Origin of the sequence: Brevibacillus sp. 7WMA2, assembly GCF_010748895.1 — a bacterium.
Taxonomy (GTDB): domain Bacteria; phylum Bacillota; class Bacilli; order Brevibacillales; family Brevibacillaceae; genus Brevibacillus_B; species Brevibacillus_B halotolerans.
The window spans coordinates 1,643,355-1,661,764 of record NZ_CP048799.1 but is presented as its reverse complement, the minus strand read 5'-3'; the positions used below and the strand labels follow the sequence as shown (position 1 = coordinate 1,661,764).

21 protein-coding genes and 1 riboswitch are annotated in these 18,410 nt (G+C 39.9%); all 21 genes read left to right on the top strand.

From position 1 onward, the window contains the following. The first annotated feature begins 1 nt into the window (after position 1). The 21 genes from GOP56_RS05980 to eutH all read left to right on the top strand — a co-directional run bounded on the left by GOP56_RS05980 (position 2) and on the right by eutH (position 18,409). A complete protein-coding gene (locus GOP56_RS05980; RefSeq protein WP_022586879.1) occupies positions 2 to 1,432 on the top strand; it encodes an NAD(P)/FAD-dependent oxidoreductase in 1,431 nt (476 codons plus the stop codon). 96 nt (positions 1,433 to 1,528) lie between these two features. Beyond that, positions 1,529 to 1,681: riboswitch (adenosylcobalamin (AdoCbl) riboswitch) on the top strand. A 51-nt stretch (positions 1,682 to 1,732) separates the two neighbouring features. After that, complete coding sequence (locus GOP56_RS05975; protein ID WP_163244966.1) at positions 1,733 to 2,128, top strand: DUF4430 domain-containing protein; 396 nt, start codon at positions 1,733 to 1,735, stop codon at positions 2,126 to 2,128. Positions 2,129 to 2,174: 46 nt separating this feature from the next. Beyond that, positions 2,175 to 2,669 (top strand): ECF transporter S component, encoded by a 495-nt coding sequence (locus tag GOP56_RS05970; RefSeq protein ID WP_371807984.1) that lies wholly within the window; start codon positions 2,175 to 2,177, stop codon positions 2,667 to 2,669. Positions 2,670 to 2,936: 267 nt separating this feature from the next. Then, the gene (locus GOP56_RS05965; RefSeq protein WP_003340295.1) at positions 2,937 to 4,076 is read left to right on the top strand and encodes a 1-propanol dehydrogenase PduQ; all 1,140 of its coding nucleotides are present in this window, start codon (positions 2,937 to 2,939) and stop codon (positions 4,074 to 4,076) included. 191 nt (positions 4,077 to 4,267) lie between these two features. Further along, positions 4,268 to 4,621, top strand: a complete 354-nt coding sequence (locus GOP56_RS05960) for a BMC domain-containing protein (protein WP_003336168.1) — start codon at positions 4,268 to 4,270, stop codon at positions 4,619 to 4,621. A 2-nt stretch (positions 4,622 to 4,623) separates the two neighbouring features. Next, positions 4,624 to 5,061 carry a EutP/PduV family microcompartment system protein gene (locus GOP56_RS05955; protein WP_003336169.1) on the top strand — a complete coding sequence of 146 codons (438 nt, stop codon included), beginning with the start codon at positions 4,624 to 4,626 and terminating at the stop codon, positions 5,059 to 5,061. A gap of 46 nt (positions 5,062 to 5,107) precedes the next feature. Then, complete coding sequence (locus GOP56_RS05950) at positions 5,108 to 5,680, top strand: ANTAR domain-containing response regulator (RefSeq protein ID WP_003336170.1); 573 nt, start codon at positions 5,108 to 5,110, stop codon at positions 5,678 to 5,680. Further along, positions 5,676 to 7,097 (top strand): sensor histidine kinase, encoded by a 1,422-nt coding sequence (locus GOP56_RS05945; protein WP_031309892.1) that lies wholly within the window; start codon positions 5,676 to 5,678, stop codon positions 7,095 to 7,097. Before GOP56_RS05950 ends, GOP56_RS05945 begins: the two co-directional genes overlap by 5 nt. A gap of 127 nt (positions 7,098 to 7,224) precedes the next feature. Continuing rightward, positions 7,225 to 8,655, top strand: a complete 1,431-nt coding sequence (eutA, locus tag GOP56_RS05940) for an ethanolamine ammonia-lyase reactivating factor EutA (RefSeq protein ID WP_022586883.1) — start codon at positions 7,225 to 7,227, stop codon at positions 8,653 to 8,655. Between the two features lie 29 nt (positions 8,656 to 8,684). Then, positions 8,685 to 10,049: an ethanolamine ammonia-lyase subunit EutB gene (locus tag GOP56_RS05935; protein ID WP_104032073.1), complete on the top strand. Its 1,365-nt coding sequence runs from the start codon at positions 8,685 to 8,687 to the stop codon at positions 10,047 to 10,049. A gap of 171 nt (positions 10,050 to 10,220) precedes the next feature. After that, positions 10,221 to 10,994, top strand: coding sequence for an ethanolamine ammonia-lyase subunit EutC (eutC, locus tag GOP56_RS05930; RefSeq protein ID WP_371807989.1), 774 nt, complete (start codon positions 10,221 to 10,223; stop codon positions 10,992 to 10,994). Between the two features lie 17 nt (positions 10,995 to 11,011). Next, positions 11,012 to 11,665, top strand: coding sequence for an ethanolamine utilization microcompartment protein EutL (eutL, locus tag GOP56_RS05925; RefSeq protein WP_003336176.1), 654 nt, complete (start codon positions 11,012 to 11,014; stop codon positions 11,663 to 11,665). Positions 11,666 to 11,675: 10 nt separating this feature from the next. Then, positions 11,676 to 12,359, top strand: coding sequence for a BMC domain-containing protein (locus tag GOP56_RS24250; RefSeq protein WP_163244959.1), 684 nt, complete (start codon positions 11,676 to 11,678; stop codon positions 12,357 to 12,359). A 3-nt stretch (positions 12,360 to 12,362) separates the two neighbouring features. Further along, a complete protein-coding gene (locus GOP56_RS05915; RefSeq protein ID WP_068792404.1) occupies positions 12,363 to 13,829 on the top strand; it encodes an acetaldehyde dehydrogenase (acetylating) in 1,467 nt (488 codons plus the stop codon). A gap of 114 nt (positions 13,830 to 13,943) precedes the next feature. Next, positions 13,944 to 14,228 (top strand): propanediol utilization microcompartment protein PduA, encoded by a 285-nt coding sequence (gene pduA, locus GOP56_RS05910; protein WP_003336180.1) that lies wholly within the window; start codon positions 13,944 to 13,946, stop codon positions 14,226 to 14,228. Between the two features lie 117 nt (positions 14,229 to 14,345). Beyond that, the gene (locus tag GOP56_RS05905; protein ID WP_163244956.1) at positions 14,346 to 15,113 is read left to right on the top strand and encodes a cobalamin adenosyltransferase; all 768 of its coding nucleotides are present in this window, start codon (positions 14,346 to 14,348) and stop codon (positions 15,111 to 15,113) included. Between the two features lie 10 nt (positions 15,114 to 15,123). Beyond that, complete coding sequence (gene eutD / locus GOP56_RS05900) at positions 15,124 to 15,759, top strand: ethanolamine utilization phosphate acetyltransferase EutD (protein WP_163244954.1); 636 nt, start codon at positions 15,124 to 15,126, stop codon at positions 15,757 to 15,759. Positions 15,760 to 15,771: 12 nt separating this feature from the next. After that, the gene (locus GOP56_RS05895; protein WP_096887187.1) at positions 15,772 to 16,452 is read left to right on the top strand and encodes an ethanolamine utilization protein; all 681 of its coding nucleotides are present in this window, start codon (positions 15,772 to 15,774) and stop codon (positions 16,450 to 16,452) included. Between the two features lie 12 nt (positions 16,453 to 16,464). Beyond that, positions 16,465 to 16,737 carry a EutN/CcmL family microcompartment protein gene (locus GOP56_RS05890; protein WP_003336184.1) on the top strand — a complete coding sequence of 91 codons (273 nt, stop codon included), beginning with the start codon at positions 16,465 to 16,467 and terminating at the stop codon, positions 16,735 to 16,737. After that, on the top strand, positions 16,730 to 17,275 hold the full coding sequence (locus GOP56_RS05885; RefSeq protein WP_003336185.1) for a BMC domain-containing protein: 546 nt from the start codon (positions 16,730 to 16,732) through the stop codon (positions 17,273 to 17,275). The genes GOP56_RS05890 and GOP56_RS05885 overlap by 8 nt, the downstream gene beginning before the upstream one ends. An 18-nt stretch (positions 17,276 to 17,293) precedes the next feature. Then, positions 17,294 to 18,409 (top strand): ethanolamine utilization protein EutH, encoded by a 1,116-nt coding sequence (gene eutH / locus GOP56_RS05880; protein WP_003336186.1) that lies wholly within the window; start codon positions 17,294 to 17,296, stop codon positions 18,407 to 18,409. The last annotated feature ends 1 nt before the right edge of the window (position 18,410 follow it).

Here is an 18,410-nt window from a genome sequence, read left to right as displayed (position 1 = left end):
TATGAATTATGATGTTATCATTGTCGGAGCTGGTCCAGCAGGAATTTTTACGGCATATGAATTGATCCATAAAAAACCTGATTTACAGATCCTGTTGATTGAAAAAGGACATAATATTTACTCGCGTCGCTGTCCCATCCTTGAGAAAAAAATTAGTAAATGTCCGCCTCCAGCAGGTCGAAAGGATTTTAGTGGTTGCTTGCCAGCCTGCTCAATTACCAACGGATTTGGTGGAGCAGGAGCTTATTCAGATGGAAAATTTAACATCACGACAGAATTCGGTGGCTGGATGACCGATTATTTAGCACCTTCTGAAGTGCTTGAGCTGATTAAATATGTTGATGATATTAATTTAAAACACGGAGCAACTCCCAATATAACCGATCCAACCACGGAGGCTGTCCGTGATATAGAACGTAAGGGGCAAGCAGTTGGACTGAAACTACTGCGTGCAAATGTCCGTCATTTAGGTACGGAACAAAACTTGGAGATTTTGAAGAGTATCTGCGAAGAGCTAGAATCAAAAATTACAATGCTTTTTAAGCAGGAAGTGGAAGATATCATTGTTGAGCAAACGGAAAGTGGTAAAGAAATTCGCGGAATTACCTGTAAAAAGGGTCAGGAGTACCGAGCGAACAAAATCGTTATTGCTCCTGGCCGAGACGGCTCGCAATGGTTCGGTGAGATTTTGAAAAAACAGGGCCTACGATTAAGTAACAATCAAGTAGATGTGGGGGTTCGTGTAGAAACAACCAATGTAGTCATGGAAGAAATCAATAAGCATCTATATGAAGGGAAGTTCTTGTTCAAATCTTCTACGGATCAAATTGTACGAAGCTTTTGTTCTAACCCAAGCGGTCATGTTGTTGTAGAAAATCACAGCGGTGTGATGGCGGCTAACGGGCATGCATACAAGGATGAGAAGCTGGGGTCCCCTAACACGAACTTTGCTCTGCTTGTGTCTCATGTCTTTACAGAACCATTTGATAAGCCAAACGAATACGCGAAAGAGGTGTCAAGGCGAGCGAATGATCTTTCTAACGGCTCCGTGATTGTACAGCGCTTTGGCGATATAAAACGTGGGCGGCGTTCGACAGAAAAACGACTGAAAGAGGGATTTATTGAGCCAACGTTAAAAGAAGCCGTACCAGGTGATCTCGGCCTAGTATTACCATATAATACAATGAAAAGCTTAATTGAAATGGTAGAGGCACTCGATCATGTTACGCCGGGTATTGCAAGTGAACACACGCTGTTTTATGGAGTAGAAGCGAAATTCTATTCAGCACGTCCATATTTGAATCCGCACTTTGAAACAGAAATTAGTGGTTTATATGCAGGCGGCGATGGAGCAGGTTTAACGCGAGGACTTGCGCAAGCAGGAGCATGCGGCGTTCATATTGCTCGGGGAATTTTACGTCACCTGTCTTAAAATATGGAAGAATACAACTATATTTTGTCACAACAGCATGATTGTCAAGTCCATTTCTTGTGCTATAATATTTTCAAATGGGTCACATCTCATTCATGTAAATAATAATAGTTTTAGGTAATGGAAGTTTGGTGCAAATCCAACGCGGTCCCGCCACTGTGATAGACTGTTTTCCGGTCTTAAGTCAGGTCTTTTACCTAAAAACTACTGAAAGGCTAACCATTTCGAGGCGAAAGTGGTTAGTCCAAGTCTAGTGATGTTCCCGCCTCACTAGATTTTTTTATGGAGAAAGGAGCGGAAATGGTAAGAAGAGTTTGTCAAATCGCCTTACTTATTGCACTTGCGCTGGTAAGTGTAGTGGGTTGTTCAAATAATGAAGTAGCGCAAAACACATCAGCAGAAGAAAAGGTTGAAAACAAGATCGTTGTGGAAGTTTCAAGCGATCAGGGCAAAACCAAAATTGCTGAAAAAACAATTCAATTCAAAGGGGATCAAACCTTGTATGAGTTGATGAAAACCAATTTTAAAGTGGAAGACGATAATGGATTTATCACGTCAATTGAGGATGTGAAGCAAAATCCAGCAGAGAAAAAGTATTGGTTATACGAAGTGAACGGAGCACCAGCGGTTACAGGAGCCAAGGATCTTAAAGTCAAAGATGGCGATGTCATTAAGTGGGATTTACATGCCTCCTAACCATCAAATACACAAAGCATCCCTATCTAGTGTAAGAGGCATAACGTTGCTAGCTATCTTAGCTGCCTTGTCTGTTGCTGGTCGGATTGCACTGTCGTCCATACCTAACGTACAGCCCGTGACAACATTTGTCATTCTTATGACAATTCTGATGGGACTTCGATATGGTTTGTTGCTTGCGATAATTGTGATGATTTTGTCAAATATGGTCCTAGGGATCGGGATTTGGATTATCCCGCAGATCATTGCATACTGTATAATTGTCGTAGTAACCGGTATATTTATACGTCCTGTGTTTCCAAAGCTTTCCTTGTTCGTGATGGCCATATACGCCGGATTTACAGGAATGCTTTACGGGTTTGTTAACTCTCTTTGTCAGGTACCGCTTTATGATTCAACTTATTTTCTTGCTTATTATCTAGCAGGAGTCCCCTATGATACGATGCATGCAATTGGGAATTTCGTTTTTTATTTCGTACTCACACCTCTTTTACTTCCTTTGTTGCACAAATTGATAAATCAACATTTTGCTAAGTCTTGACAACTGAACAGGCACAATGCAGTGCTTGCCGAATCATATCAAACCTTTGATGCAAAAGGTTTTTATACACAAAGACGTGTATAGTGTTTTTAAAAATAACAATCAATACATAGTTGACTATATGGTAAATATAGTAGTACAGTATTGGTAGAAAACAGAATACAGGTTACACAAAGACGTGTTACTTATGTAGATAGCAAAGAGGCTTTTAAAGGGTATGCTCCCTTCTAAAAAGCCTCTTTTTTTATTCCAAATGGAGGTGTCAGCATGGATAAGGTTAGTTTTAAAACAGATATTTACATGGGACAAGGCGCACTACATCGCCTGCAGGATCTGAAAGAAAAACGAATTTTTATTGTCACAGACCCTTTTATGGTTCAATCGGGAATGATTCAGCATGTCATTGACCAGATTGACGCGAGTAATAAGCACTTGGTTTTTAGTGATATCGTTCCAGACCCGCCAATCGAGGTTGTTGTAAGTGGAATGAAAGCCCTTAGTGAGTTTGAAACGGATACGATTGTTGCACTAGGAGGAGGCTCAGCTATCGATGCAGCGAAAGCAATGAAATATTTTGCGAAACAAGTGTCGAATCAAAAAGACCTTCCTTTCATTGCCATTCCGACAACAAGTGGAACAGGATCAGAGGTAACCGCATTTTCTGTTATTAGTGATCAGCAAAAAAATATTAAGTACCCTCTAGTGTCGAATGATATGACGCCAGAAGAAGCTATTTTAGACCCAGAGCTAGTAAAAAGCGTCCCTGATTTTATTACAGCCGATACGGGAATGGATGTTTTGACGCATGCTATCGAGGCGTTTGTGTCTACAAAAGCAAATGATATTTCTGATGCTCTTGCGGAAAAGGCGATGAAGCTTGTCTTTGAATATTTAGTAAGAGCATACAAGGATGGTAATGATTTAGAGGCACGTGAAAAAATGCACAATGCTTCATGCCTTGCAGGAATGGCCTTTAATGTTACATCACTAGGCCTCAATCACGGAATTGCCCATGTAGCTGGAGCTAAGTTCCACATTCCTCATGGTCGCATGAATTCCTTACTGCTTCCACATGTCATCGAATTCAATGCGAATTGTGGAACAGGATATGGTCAGAGTGAAAATCAGGCGACCGCTAAGAGATACGTAGCTATTGCTAAAACCTTAGGTCTTCCAGCAAGCAATACGAGAAGTGGAGTGCGCAGCTTAATTAATGCAATCAAGCAATTGCAAAAACAATTGAAAATGCCAACGAATTTGCGGGATTGTGGCATAGAGTATAAGCAACTGGAAGAAATGAGAAATGCGATTGCAGAAGGCGCGCTTAAGGATGGATGTACAAAAACAAATCCACGTGTGCCAACGGAAGAAGATGTTATTGGAATTTTGAACAAAATGTTTCAGTAGCGAATATTTTGTCGAAATTAGTCTAATGAAGTATTGACATCGTTTACAAGTTCAAATATAGTGAAATTAACACAATGACGTGTTAAGAATTTCAGTTGAGAGCGAAGAGGCTCCTTAAAAATTGCCGAGTGTATTTTTTAAGGGGCCTTTATGTGTTTTTAATGTTTTTTCAAGCAGATGGGATGAGATTTATGAGCCAAAACAACGAGAAACAACGTGTCATTCAGGAGTATGTACCAGGTAAACAAGTCACACTAGCTCATATCATAGCTAATCCGAATGCAGATATTTATAAAAAGCTAGGATTAGGTAGCGATACGAAGGATGCAATTGGTATTTTGACCATTACCCCAAGTGAAGCTTCGATTATCGCTGCTGACATAGCAACAAAAGCTGCTGGAGTGCTAATCGGCTTTGTGGATCGTTTTAGTGGATCAGTGGTGATTACAGGTGATGTATCCTCTGTGGAATCCGCGCTAAATGAAGTATTGCTTGGCTTACAGAATATTTTAGGATTTTCAGCTACGAAGATAACGAGAACGTAGTTATGAAAAAAATTATTCTAACCGGTAATACAGGATGTGGGAAGACCACTTTATGCCAGCGACTTCACGGACATGTGATCGCCTATAAGAAAACACAAGCCATAGAAACCTTCGATCAAGCCATTGACACACCTGGGGAATGTATAGAAAATAGAGGTTTATATAGAATGTTGCTTGTAACAAGTGTCGATGCGGATGTCATAGGCCTTGTGCAAGATTGCACAAATGAAGATTGTTATTTTCCACCTTCTTTTGGTTCTGTATTTGCAAAGCCAGTTATTGGTATCATTACAAAAGTAGACATTGCCAAAAATACGGAGGATGTGAAAAAAGCCCGAGAATATTTGCTAGCGGCTGGAGCTTCAACCATTTTTGAGATTTCTTCTACTGAAAACATTGGTTTAGAAGAGCTGCAAAGCTATTTAAGTGATGATGAATAAGTTTTGGGAAGTATTTATTTTGCTTAGACAATGAGGTGTGGTACCCATGAATGGAAAAATTGTAGTAGTCGATGATGAGCCTATTACAAGAATGGATATTCGTGAGATTTTAAAAGAAGCGAACTACAATGTGGTAGGGGAAGCTTCAGACGGTTTTGAAGCCATTGAGTTATGTAAAAAGCATTTGCCTGATCTAGTGATTATGGACATTCAGATGCCTATCCTAGATGGATTAAAAGCGGGAAAAAGAATCCTTTCAGAGCAATTAGCTGGTGGCGTCGTTTTGCTGACAGCCTTTAGTGATAAAGAAAGTATCGAAAAGGCTTCCAGTATTGGTGCTTTGGGTTATCTAGTAAAACCACTTGATGAAAAGTCTTTCATTCCGATGGTGGAAGTAACCATCGCCAAGGGAAAAGAATTTCGCAAGCTAGAAAAAAACTATACAAAAGTCTCTCAAAAGCTAGAAGAACGAATTGCAATTGAGAAGGCAAAAGGTATTTTGATGAAAGAAAATGGTTTTTCTGAAGAAGAAGCATATCAGACGATTCGTAAATTGAGTATGGATAAACGATGTCCTATGATTGAAATCGCTACCACAATCGTGATTTCCTATGATTAAAGAGACAATTACACAATTGTGTAAAAAACATACTCATTTATCTGATGCTGAAATTCAGAAAATCATTGAAGTAGCTCATTCAAACGAATTATTTGATTTGCAGGAGGGAAGGGACCTTTTTATCGATGTCCTTTCAAAAGTGACGAACGAAGCGATTGTTGTCTACCACCAAACTCATGGGATTGCACAATCTCTCTATCAATGTCCAGTGGTTGGCGAGGTTGCTTTAAGAGAGAACGAGCCTGGTGTACTCCGGACGCTAGAGACTGGGGTTATGTCAGTGGGTCTTGTTGCAAAAACCCAAGAGAATCAATTGGTTCGACAGACGGTATATCCCATTCATTTAGATGGAAAAGTCATCGCTGTGCTTATCTATGAAAAAGATGTAAGCGAAGACGTCAATGCGAACTTTAAAGTAACGAAAAATGATTCCCAGTACGAAGATATAGCATCTACCGTAACAGCTATGATCCGGTTTAATGAATCCGTTATCAATCAGCTAGATGACGCTATTTTAATCTTTGATAAAGATGGTTTTTTAAAACTCAAGAATAGCAAAGCGGATAGACAATATAAAAATCTGGGGTATTTAGAAGATATACAGGGTTTACATTACGATAATCTCTCGCTAGATCAAACCTTGTTTGTCGAGGTAATGAGAGAATTTGATGAAACCCAACTGACTCAATTCCAGAAAGATGTACATGTTGCTAAGTATTTCTTTCAGGTAAAAAGATTGTTGATTGATGAGCGTGATTTACGTTTAGTCGTTATTTTGCATGACGTAACGGAAATTAAAGATAAGGAAGCTGAAATTATCTCAAAATCCGTGGCTATTCGTGAGATTCACCATCGTGTTAAAAATAATTTGCAAACGGTAGCTTCCTTACTGCGTATTCAATCTAGACAATGTGAGAGTGAAGAAGCAAAGAAATGTCTGAATGAGAGCGTTAGCAGAGTATTAGCTATCGCTGCCACGCATGAACTGCTCTCTACACAAATAGAAGCTAACGTAGATTTGCTTGAGGTTATTGAGCTAATCGCAGCTAATATTCAACGTTGCTTTGTTAATTGTAAGAAGATTGATATACGCATTGAAGCCAATCAAAAAATTTGTATAGATAGTAATCGCACAGTTGCTATAGCTCTTATAATCAATGAGTTGCTACAGAATTGCTACGAGCATGCTTTCTCCGATTGTGAGGAGGGAATTGTAAGGGTTTCCCTTTGTGTCGAAGGGAAGTATGCTACCCTTGAAGTGGTTGATAATGGAAAAGGTTTCAGGGTTGATAAATGTTCACAAGAAAGCCTAGGTTTATCTATTGTAACAAGCTATGTTAAGGATAAACTAAAAGGGAGCATGAAAATTGCTTCTAGCGAAAATGGAACATCTGTTACTTTTTCTTTCAAAATTTAATAATGATACTACAAAGACGTAGTATGAAATAAGCAAAGAGGCTTAAGGTTATATATTCCTGGTAGATGGGGATGTATGTAACTTTAAGCCTCTTTTCTTTTTTCTACTAGCTATAGGGGGTGACAAAATGAAAGAGGAATTGCTAAGCGTAGGTATCGATATGGGAACATCAACAACCCAAATAGTGTTTTCAAAGCTATATATTCAAAACTTGGCCTCAACGTTTTCTGTTCCACGTATCGTCATCACCGATAAAGAAGTGGTATACCGAAGTGATATTTGCTTCACACCATTGCTCTCTGCAAACAGAATTGATGTTCAACAAATTAAGCTGTTTGTACAGGAGCAGTATGAAAAAGCTGGCATTAAAAAAGAAGAGATTCAAACTGGCGCCGTGATTATAACCGGTGAGACGGCACGAAAAGAGAATGCAAACGAGGTATTACTTACCTTAAGCGGCTTTGCTGGTGATTTCGTAGTTGCAACAGCTGGTCCTGATCTTGAAAGCCTAATTGCTGCTAAAGGAGCAGGGGCACATACGTATTCGAAGGAGCATTCTACTTCAATTGTTAACATTGACATTGGTGGCGGTACTAGTAATTTAGCGGTATTTAGCCACGGAGAATCACAGGATACGGGTTGTTTAGATATTGGTGGACGATTGATCAAGGTAAATCCCGTGACTCATGAAATCATCTATATCGCACCTAAAATCAACATGTTGATTCAAAAAAGAGGATACGACATACAGCTAGGACAAACCGCTACACCAGAGAAGTTGCAACCAATCATCCAAGAAATGGTTTGGCTACTAGAAGAAAGTGTGGGTCTAAAAGAAAAAAGTGATTTCTATGAAACGATTCTCACTCATAGAGGTTTAAAACTAGACAAACCGATTTCATGCATTTCCTTTTCAGGTGGCGTAGCCGATTATATCTATCAGCATGAAGAGAAGGATGTGTTCCATTACGGAGATATCGGCATTTTGCTAGGAAGAGCGATTGCTGCTTCTCCACTGATGACACAAATGAAAGTCTTTCATTCTGTAGAGACAATTCGCGCAACAGTTGTTGGTGCTGGTTCTCATACTACTGAAATAAGTGGTAGTACGATCACTTATACAGATGAATCGTTTCCGATTAAAAACGTACCGATTCTAAAGGTTTCGAACGCAGACGAATCGGGAGACGAAGAGAAGCTAGCACAGGCCATTCGTGAAAAATTAGAGTGGTTCAAAGTAGATAATGATCTACAAAAAGTAGCGATTGCCATTGAAGGGAAAAAGAATCCTAGCTTCCCCGAAATTCAGATATACGCTAAAGGAATACAAAAGGGGATGGCTGAGCTACTTGAAAGAGAGTATCCATTCATAGTGATTGTTCACCATGACATGGCGAAGGTACTAGGACAAACCCTGTATGCACTACTCGACTACAAAAAAGATGTTGTGTGCATCGATAGTATTCAGGTAGACAATGGCGATTACATTGACATTGGGAAACCAATTGCCGATGGAAAAGTATTACCTGTAGTGATCAAAACACTCGTATTCAACTAAGAGATGTACAAATGAGAGGAGGAGCTTTTGTGATCTTAAAGACGAAATTATTTGGTCGGATGTATCAATTTTCATCCATCATCGAAGTTCTAGCAAAAGCGAATGAAGTAAAATCTGGGGATACATTAGCCGGTGTTGCTGCTACTTCTGCTGAAGAACGCGTTGCTGCTAAGGTTGTTCTAGCCCAACTAACATTAGCCGATTTGCGTAACAATCCAGTTGTTCCTTATGAAAAGGATGAAGTAACACGTATCATTCAGGATCAAGTGAACGAAAAAATTTACGCTGAAATTAAAAACTGGACAGTTGAAGAATTGCGCGAGTGGATTCTAAATGAGAACACAAAAGAATCTGACATCAAACGCATTTCCAGAGGTTTGACTTCTGAGATGATCGCAGCAGTAGCAAAAATCATGTCCAACCTTGACTTGATTTACGGAGCAAAAAAAATCCGCATTACTGCTCATGCGAATACAACAATTGGTCGCGCAGGAACGCTATCTGCTCGTCTACAGCCTAACCATCCAACTGATGATCCAGACGGTATTACAGCATCCTTGATGGAAGGCTTAACCTACGGTATTGGTGATGCGGTACTTGGTTTGAACCCGGTAGATGACTCCACTGAAAGCGTTGCTCGTGTCTTAAAAAGATTTGAAGAGTTCAAGCAAAAATGGGAAATTCCTACCCAAACTTGCGTATTAGCTCACGTAACGACACAAATGGATGCTATTCGTCAGGGTGCTCCTACAGATTTGATTTTCCAATCAATCGCTGGTTCTGAAAAAGGAAACGAAGCATTTGGTTTTAATGCGGCAACAATTGCAGAAGCACAACAACTAGCTTTGCATGAAGGTACAGCTACTGGTCCAAACGTAATGTATTTTGAAACTGGACAAGGTTCCGAATTGTCTTCTGAAGCTCATCATGGAGTGGACCAAGTAACAATGGAAGCACGTTGCTATGGTTTTGCTAAGAAGTTTAGTCCATTCCTTGTAAATACAGTTGTTGGTTTCATCGGACCTGAATATCTCTACAACTCAAAACAGGTTATTCGCGCAGGTCTTGAGGATCACTTCATGGGTAAATTAACAGGTATTCCAATGGGATGCGATGCTTGTTACACCAACCATATGAAAGCGGACCAAAATGATATTGAAAACCTAGCAGTATTATTGTCGGCTGCTGGATGTAACTTCTTCATGGGTATCCCTCATGGTGACGACGTAATGTTGAACTATCAAACGACTGGATACCATGATACAGCAACATTGCGTGAGCTGTTAGGCTTAACTCCAATTAAAGAATTCGAACAATGGATGGAAAAAATGGGCTTCATTGAAAATGGAAAACTTACGAAAAAAGCCGGAGACGCTTCTGTGTTCTTAAAGTAGAGAAAGGAGGAAACAACAGTGAACGAAAAAGAACTAAAATCCATGATTGAAAGTATTCTATCTCAAATGATGGACAGCCCAAAAGAGGCAGCAGCTACACAGGAAGTAGTATCACAGGAAATAGTTACTCAAGCAATTGCAGCAAGTGCTCAACAACATCAAGAGGAATCTATGATCAGTGATGAATACCTAGACGACATCACAGAGATTGACATTAAAGGGCAGCTTTTAATTCCAGACCCTGAGGATAGAGAAGGGTATCTGAAAATGAAAGAAAGAACCCCTGCTCGTTTAGGGATTTGGAGAGCAGGCCCGCGTTACAAAACATCTACCTCCTTACGTTTTCGTGCGGACCATGCAGCGGCACAGGATGCAGTTTTCTCCTATGTACCTGAAGAATTTGTAAAAGAAATGAATTTGGTATCGATTGCAACGCTTTGTAAAGACAAAGACGAATATATCACTCGACCAGATTTAGGCCGTCAGCTATCTTCAGAAACCATCCAATATGTAAAACAGAACACAACACAATTTGCGAAAGTTCAATTGGTTGTAGGGGATGGATTAAGCTCTGCTGCAATTGAAGCTAATCTTCGAGACATTTTACCATCCATTACTCAAGGTTTAAAAATGTATGGAATCGAATTGGGCAATATTTTATTCGTAAAACATTGCCGTGTACCGTCCATGGATGTCATCGGTGATATTACCGGAGCAGATGTTGTATGTCTGCTAGTAGGGGAGAGACCTGGTCTAGTTACAGCAGAATCAATGAGTGCTTATGTTGCTTATAAGCCAACAGTTGGTATGCCAGAAGCAAGAAGAACAGTTATCTCTAATATTCACCAAGGTGGTACACCAGCAGTAGAAGCTGGGGCTCATATTGCAGAGCTAATCAAAACCATGATTGAGAAAAAAGCTTCAGGTATCGATTTGAAATTGTAGGAGAGGGAGGAAGTCTGATGAGAAACGAGCCTATCTACGCAAAAGTATTAGGAACCAAGTTGATCTCCAACGTGAGTCCTGATATGGCTGAGAAGCTAGAATTAAAACCGCATCACAAAAGCTTGGGAATCATCACAGTTGATATTGATGATGTGACATATACAGCATTGGACGAAGCAACCAAAGCAGCCGATGTAGATGTTGTTTATGCAAAAAGTATGTATGCAGGATCAGCTAATGCATCTACCAAACTAGCTGGTGAGGTAATTGGAATTATTGCAGGTCCAAGCCCAGCGGAAGTGAAAAGTGGACTTAGCGCTGCTATCACCTATATCGAAGACTCAGCACATTTCGTAGGTGCTAATGACGATAACTCCATTACGTATTTCGCACATTGTGTTTCCCGTACAGGTAGCTATTTGTCTCAAGTAGCTAATATAAATGAGGGCGAAGCGATTGCCTATTTGATTGCCCCTCCTCTCGAAGCAATGTACGCACTTGATGCAGCGCTCAAAGCAGCCGATGTGAGCATTGGAGCTTTCTTTGGACCTCCATCTGAAACCAACTTTGGTGGTGCCTTACTAACGGGTAGTCAATCTGCATGCAGAGCAGCATGTGATGCATTTGCAGCAGCCGTTCAATTTGTGGCTGACAACCCTACCAGTTACTAAGGGATAATCCATGAAAAATCAAGCATTAGGACTTGTAGAGACAAAAGGACTCTTGGGAGCAATGGAAGCTGCTGACGCTGCTCTCAAAGCCGCAAACGTAACATTGATTGGTCTTGAAAGATTAAAAAAAGATGGTTTGATTACAGTTAAAGTCAAAGGCGATGTCGGAGCGGTACAGGCTGCTGTTGATGCGGGAAGTGCTGCTGCCAGACAACTAAACTGTCTCTTTAATAGTCTTGTCATCGCAAGACCACATGAAGAAACAGCTAAAATCGTAGATGTTGATTTGCCAAAACAAACATCAAAACAAGCACCTAAGGTTACGCCTAAGGAATTACCTGAAAAAGACATCAAAAGTACTCCACTTGAAGTGATAACTGGAGGAAAAGTGTCAGAGACAGCACCTGTTGTTGATCACCTTGAAGAAGTCTCTGTTAAGCCAAAGGATCATGCCCAAGAGGAAGAACAAGATCTAAATCATGCGGTAATCCAAGAGCAACTACTAGAAGAAGCTACCTCCCTTGTTTCTTCTAGCAAAAAGAAAGATAAACGACTAGAAGATATGAAACTAGCGGAGTTAAGAAAAATAGCTTACAAGTTAAAATTAGCAAACATTACAAAAGGGCAAGTAAAGTATGCCAAAAAGGATCAGCTTATCGAAGCGATCCAACAACATGAGGGAGAGAAGGAGTAGAAAATGGAAGTTCTAGATAAAGACTTAATGTCCATTCAAGAGGTACGTACTTTAATCAAAAAAGCAAAAGAAGCTCAAGCCAAACTAGCTTCCATGACACAGGCACAAATCGATTCCATTGTAAAAGCAATTGCGGATGCTGCTTATGAGAATCGTGAGAAGCTAGCTAAAATGGCAAACGAAGAAACAGGCTTTGGTCGTTGGCAAGATAAAGTTGTTAAAAATGCATTTGCTTCCAAGCATGTTTATGAAGAGATTAAAGACCTAAAAACTGTAGGTATCTTGAATGAAGATAAAGAGAAGAAAACAATGGAGATCGGTGTACCTGTAGGTGTTGTAGCTGGTCTTATTCCATCAACAAATCCTACTTCTACCGTTATCTATAAAGCAATGATCGCTCTTAAAGCGGGAAATAGTATTGTATTTTCCCCACATCCAAATGCACTACGTTGTATCTTGGAAACCGTAAAAATCATCAGTGAAGCTGCTAAAAAAGCAGGCTGCCCAGATGGCGCGATTAGCTGCATGACTGTACCAACTATCCAAGGAACAGATCAATTGATGAAACACAATGATACAGCTATGATCCTTGCCACTGGCGGTACAGCTATGGTAAAAGCAGCTTACTCTTCTGGTACACCAGCAATCGGTGTTGGACCTGGTAATGGACCAGCATTCATTGAAAGAAGTGCTAACATTTCTTTAGCAGTAAAACGTATCATGGATTCTAAAACGTTTGATAACGGAACGATTTGCGCTTCTGAACAATCTGTAGTTGTCGAAAGAGATAACAAAGAGACAATTGTAGCAGAGTTCAAAAAACAAGGAGCTTACTTCTTGTCCAAAGAAGAGAGCCAAAAACTTGGAAAATTCATCATGCGTGCAAATGGCACAATGAATCCTCAAATCGTAGGAAAAAGCGTTCAGCACATCGCGAAATTAGCTAACCTACAAGTTCCAGAATCAACTAGAGTTCTAATCGCTGAAGAAACAGAAGTTGGAAGCAAAGTTCCATACTCTCGTGAAAAATTGGCTCCAATCCTTGCTTTCTACACAGAAGACAACTGGAGAACAGCATTAGATCGTTGCGTTGAGATCTTAAATAACGAAGGTGCTGGACACACAATGATGGTTCATACAAACAATGAAGCTATCGTTCGTGAATTCGCTTTGAAACAGCCTGTATCCCGTATCCTTGTTAATACACCAGGTACTCTAGGCGGTATCGGTGCAAGCACAGCTCTATTCCCAGCATTAACATTGGGTTGTGGAGCGGTTGGAGGAAGCTCAACTTCCGATAACGTTGGTCCATTAAACCTACTTAACATTCGTCGCGTAGGTTATGGCTTGAAGGAATTAGAAGATATTGTAGGAACAAGAGCAACTGAAGTAAAAGAACCAACTCTTGAAGCTACTAATAAAGAAGAATTGATCAGCTTAATTGTGAAACGCATCTTAGCTGAAATGTAAGACCCCGTTACGCTATAAACTTGGCTAGTTCAAGTTTACTTATAAACATGTTGCACATCATATGTACTTTTCTAAAAATCATAAATCTAACAAGATTCTAGGAGGAATTTTATTATGGCAAACGCAAACGCATTGGGAATGGTAGAAACTAAAGGACTAGTTGGAGCTATTGAAGCAGCAGATGCAATGGTAAAAGCAGCAAACGTTACATTGATTGGTAAAGAACAAATCGGTGCAGGTCTAGTAACAGTTATGGTACGTGGAGACGTAGGTGCAGTTAAAGCGGCTACAGACGCTGGAGCAGCAGCAGCAGAACGCGTTGGAGAATTACTATCTGTACATGTAATTCCAAGACCACATACTGAAGTAGATGCAATCTTGCCTAAAACAGCTGAATAATTATAGTCGGATGGATGCAGAACTTTTTGCATCCATCTCCCTATCTACCATATTGGGGTCAGGTAAGCTTCTTGGCTAGTCATTGTGAGAAGTTTTTCCGACGAGGGATGTGAACATATGGCTCTTATCACAGAAAGCGATTTGCGAAAACACTTTAAAAATCAAGAAGCTAAAGATAGCAAGGTTTTTGAAGTGAAAAAAGGCGTCATTCTCACGCCTTCTGCTAAAAGTTTTTTAACAGATCATCAGATAGAGCTTCGCTACTATGATGAGAATGCAACCCAACAACAGAATGCTCCTGTGCCACCAACAGAAATTTCAAGTAAGCCATCTATGCGTTATGAAACGATCTATGGTGGATATCTTGAAAGTAAGCCAGAGCATATGACTCATTTATATGGAAATCTCCTTGTCTATAAAGACCATCCTCGCATCATTTTTCGTGGAAAACTAGATTCATTAGAAGCTAACATTCTCAAAGCTCAAATCACTGGAGTAAGAGCAGGTTTGCCAAAGCTGGCAGTTGACTTGGAAGAAGTGCTTCTATTTGTACGAAATATTGTGCGCTGTGAAGTTCTTGGTGAGAGGCTAACGAATATCCAATTGCTAGATATGACATCTGATGAAATAAGAGAGCAATCGCATCATCCCAAGAAATACTTCGGATTAGATCATTTTAAACCGAGCTATGAAATGGGTGAGATGGTCATTGCCTTAAATTCATTGCGTACTTTCACTAGAGAAACGGAATTGTTGGCTTATCAAGCATTTAAACAAGAGCATGGAAGTGTAGAACGTGAAGACATCATTCAAGCGTTGAATCGCCTTTCCTCCTTATTTTGGATATTGATGTTCCGCGTTCGTCTAGATAAATACAAAGCTTGAGGAGAGAACTATGAAAAACGATCTGATTGAAAGCATTGTAGATGAAGTAGTAAAACGTGTTAATGAAGAAATGTGCGTTCCTATTGAAGCATCTGGGAAACATGTTCACTTGAGCAGAGCTGACATTGACACTTTGTTTGGCCAAGGCTATGAGCTGACAAAGATGAAAGATTTGTCTCAGCCTGGACAATATGCTTGCAAGGAACGGGTTACGCTAATTGGTCCTAAAGGTGCATTGCATAATGTAGTTGTACTTGGACCTGAACGTAAAGAGACGCAAGTAGAGATTGCTTTAACAGATTCTGTTGCACTAGGTGTAAAAGGAATTATCAAAGAGAGCGGACAGCTAGAAGGAACACCAGGAATTGTAATCGCCTCAGCGACAAATATGGTTCAATTGCAAAGAGGGTTAATCGTAGCAAAACGCCATATTCATATGACTCCTGAAGATGCGAAAAAACATAATGTTGTCAATGGCGAAACGGTTCAAGTTAAGGTATTCAGCAATCGACCATTGATTTTCGATGATGTAATGATTCGTGTAAGTCCTTCTTATGCAACATTCATGCATATTGACTATGATGAAGCGAATGCGTGTGGATTTACGAAAGGTACTATGGGGAAAATTTTGAAGAAAAGTACCTAGGAGTGTGAAAAAATGAACATAGAAGCTTTAGTCGAAGCGGTTACAAACGAGGTATATAAAAAGCTCCAAGGTATGAAGCTTTTGCAGGAACAGCCAATCAAGCGGCAAAAAGCAATCATTATGGACAACCAAGCACACCCTGAAATTGAAGCACAAATCGAATCACGCTACGATTTTCAATATTACGATGAGCAGACGAGGGATTGCGATCTCGTGATCATCCCGACTATTTGCATACAGCTACTGGGAAATTTGGCAAATGGCATCAGTGCGGGAAGTCGTGAACGTTTTATTTTAACCATGCTTTTAAAAGGTAAAAAAGTAGTCGCTTTAGAAAATTCCATGGTTTATAAAAAATATAAACAGACGGCAAACCCGGTGTTGTTTAAGCAATACGAGGCGTTTGAAGAGAAAATCAAAAGTTTTGGCATTCAAATGGTTCAAGTATCTGACTTACTCAAAATGGATGACAAGGAACATAACCCAGAGGTTGTAAGTGCTAAGCAAGAGATCGAGATTGAACGAGAAGAAGTAATTCAGGAAGTTCTTTCTAAGAAGCTCATTACAGAGTCTGATTTGAAGAAATTTCATCTGCGTCGCGTGAATCAAATCATCGTGAACAAAAACAGCATTATTACACCACTTGCAAAAGATTATATCAAAATGCAGCAGATACAAGTACGGAGAAAATAATGGGGTGAACGTATGATTGTTGGAGAAGTTGTCGGCAGTCTTTGGGCTACGCGAAAAGATGAAAAGCTAAATGGTTTAACGTTTCTAGTAGTTAAACCGCATTCATATGATGAAAATACTTCAAAGGAATGCTTTGTTGCGGCGGATCATGCCGGTGCGGGCATAGGCGACACCGTTCTCGTAACGAAAGGCAGCGCAGCAAGAAGCTCCATGAAAGATCAAAACGTACCTATTGATGCAGTTATCGTGGGTATTGTAGATTCTCTGGAGATGAACGATGAGTAGTTCTATTGGCATCCTAGAATTAAGAAGTATAAGTAAGGGATATGAGACGGCTGACTTCATGCTAAAAAAATCCACTGTGGATATCCATCATATGCGTTCCATTTGCCCGGGTAAATTTCTGATCATTGTTAGTGGTGATACTGCAAATGTACAAGAGTCCATGGAGATTGCCAAAAAGGTCTCAAAGGATTTTCTTGTGAGTGAATTTATTCTAAATGGTGTTCATAACGACATCGTTAATGGTTTGAAAAAAAGCTACTCAACTGAGCCTATAAATGCCATTGGAATTTTCGAAACATCCAACGTCTCATCTGGTATTTACGCGATAAACCTTGCCTTAAAAGGTGCCCATACCTTCTTGAAAAGAATCAACCTAGGTATGGGTATCGGAGGCAAGCTACTTGCTGTCATTACTGGAAGTGTAAGCGATGTTGAACAAGCGATGGATATAGCTGTTTCATCCATCGATCAGAAGCGAATCGTTCATTATACCGTTATGCCATCACCAAGTGAAGAGATCAAAAAACAGTTTCGGTAAGAGCGGAGGAAGTCATGTATGGGAATTAATGAAATCATTATTTACTTAATGGTCATTTTTATGGTTCTGGGTGCGATTGATAAGTGTATTGGGAATAAATTTGGCTTAAGTCAACAATTCGAAGAGGGTATTATGGCAATGGGTTCCTTAACGCTAGCCATGGTAGGTATTATCTCTTTGTCTCCTGTATTAGCCAAAGTGCTTAGTCCTATTGTTGTACCTGTATTTAATGCACTAGGAGCAGACCCAGCAATGTTTGCTACTACGATTTTAGCAAATGATATGGGTGGCTTTGCATTAGCGCAAGAACTAGCGAAAGATCCAGAAGCAGGAATGTTTGCAGGGGTTATTTTAGGTGCTATGTTAGGGCCAACGATCGTTTTTACGATTCCAGTAGCTCTAGGTATTATTCGTAAAGAAGATCACAAGTTCTTAGCAACAGGTGTTCTATCAGGAATTATTACAATTCCGATTGGTTGTATTGCTGGTGGACTAGTTGCTGGTTATTCAATTGGCATGATTTTAACCAATCTAGTGCCAATTCTCATTTTTGCGGCTCTTATTGTACTAGGATTAGTGAAATTCCCGAATGGAATGATCAAAGGCTTTACGATCTTTGGCCAATTCATCGTTATTGTGGCAACGCTTGCATTAGCAGCTGGAATCATTGAACAACTAGTGGGTCTGACTATTATTCCAGGACTAGCTCCTATCTCAGAAGGTATTAAGATTGTTGGAGACATTTCCATTGTCTTAGCAGGCGCGTTCTGTATGGTATTTGTTATTACAAAGGTGTTTAAGAAGCCATTGCTTAAATTGGGTAAAGTACTTGGAATGAACGAAGTTGCAGCAGCAGGTATGGTTGCCACTCTTGCTAATAACATTCCGATGTTTGGAATGATGAAAGATATGGATGATAGAGGTAAAATTATTAACGTTGCCTTCGCTGTATCAGCAGGATTTGTTCTTGGTGACCATTTAGGATTCACAGCAGGTGTTGCAAAAGATATGATCTTCCCGATGATTGTAGGTAAACTAGTCGGTGGTATTACAGCAATCTTTGTAGCGATCTTCATTTCTAAAAAGATGATTGAAGGAAAAAAAGATAAAGATAAGAAAACGGAGGTTGCGTAAA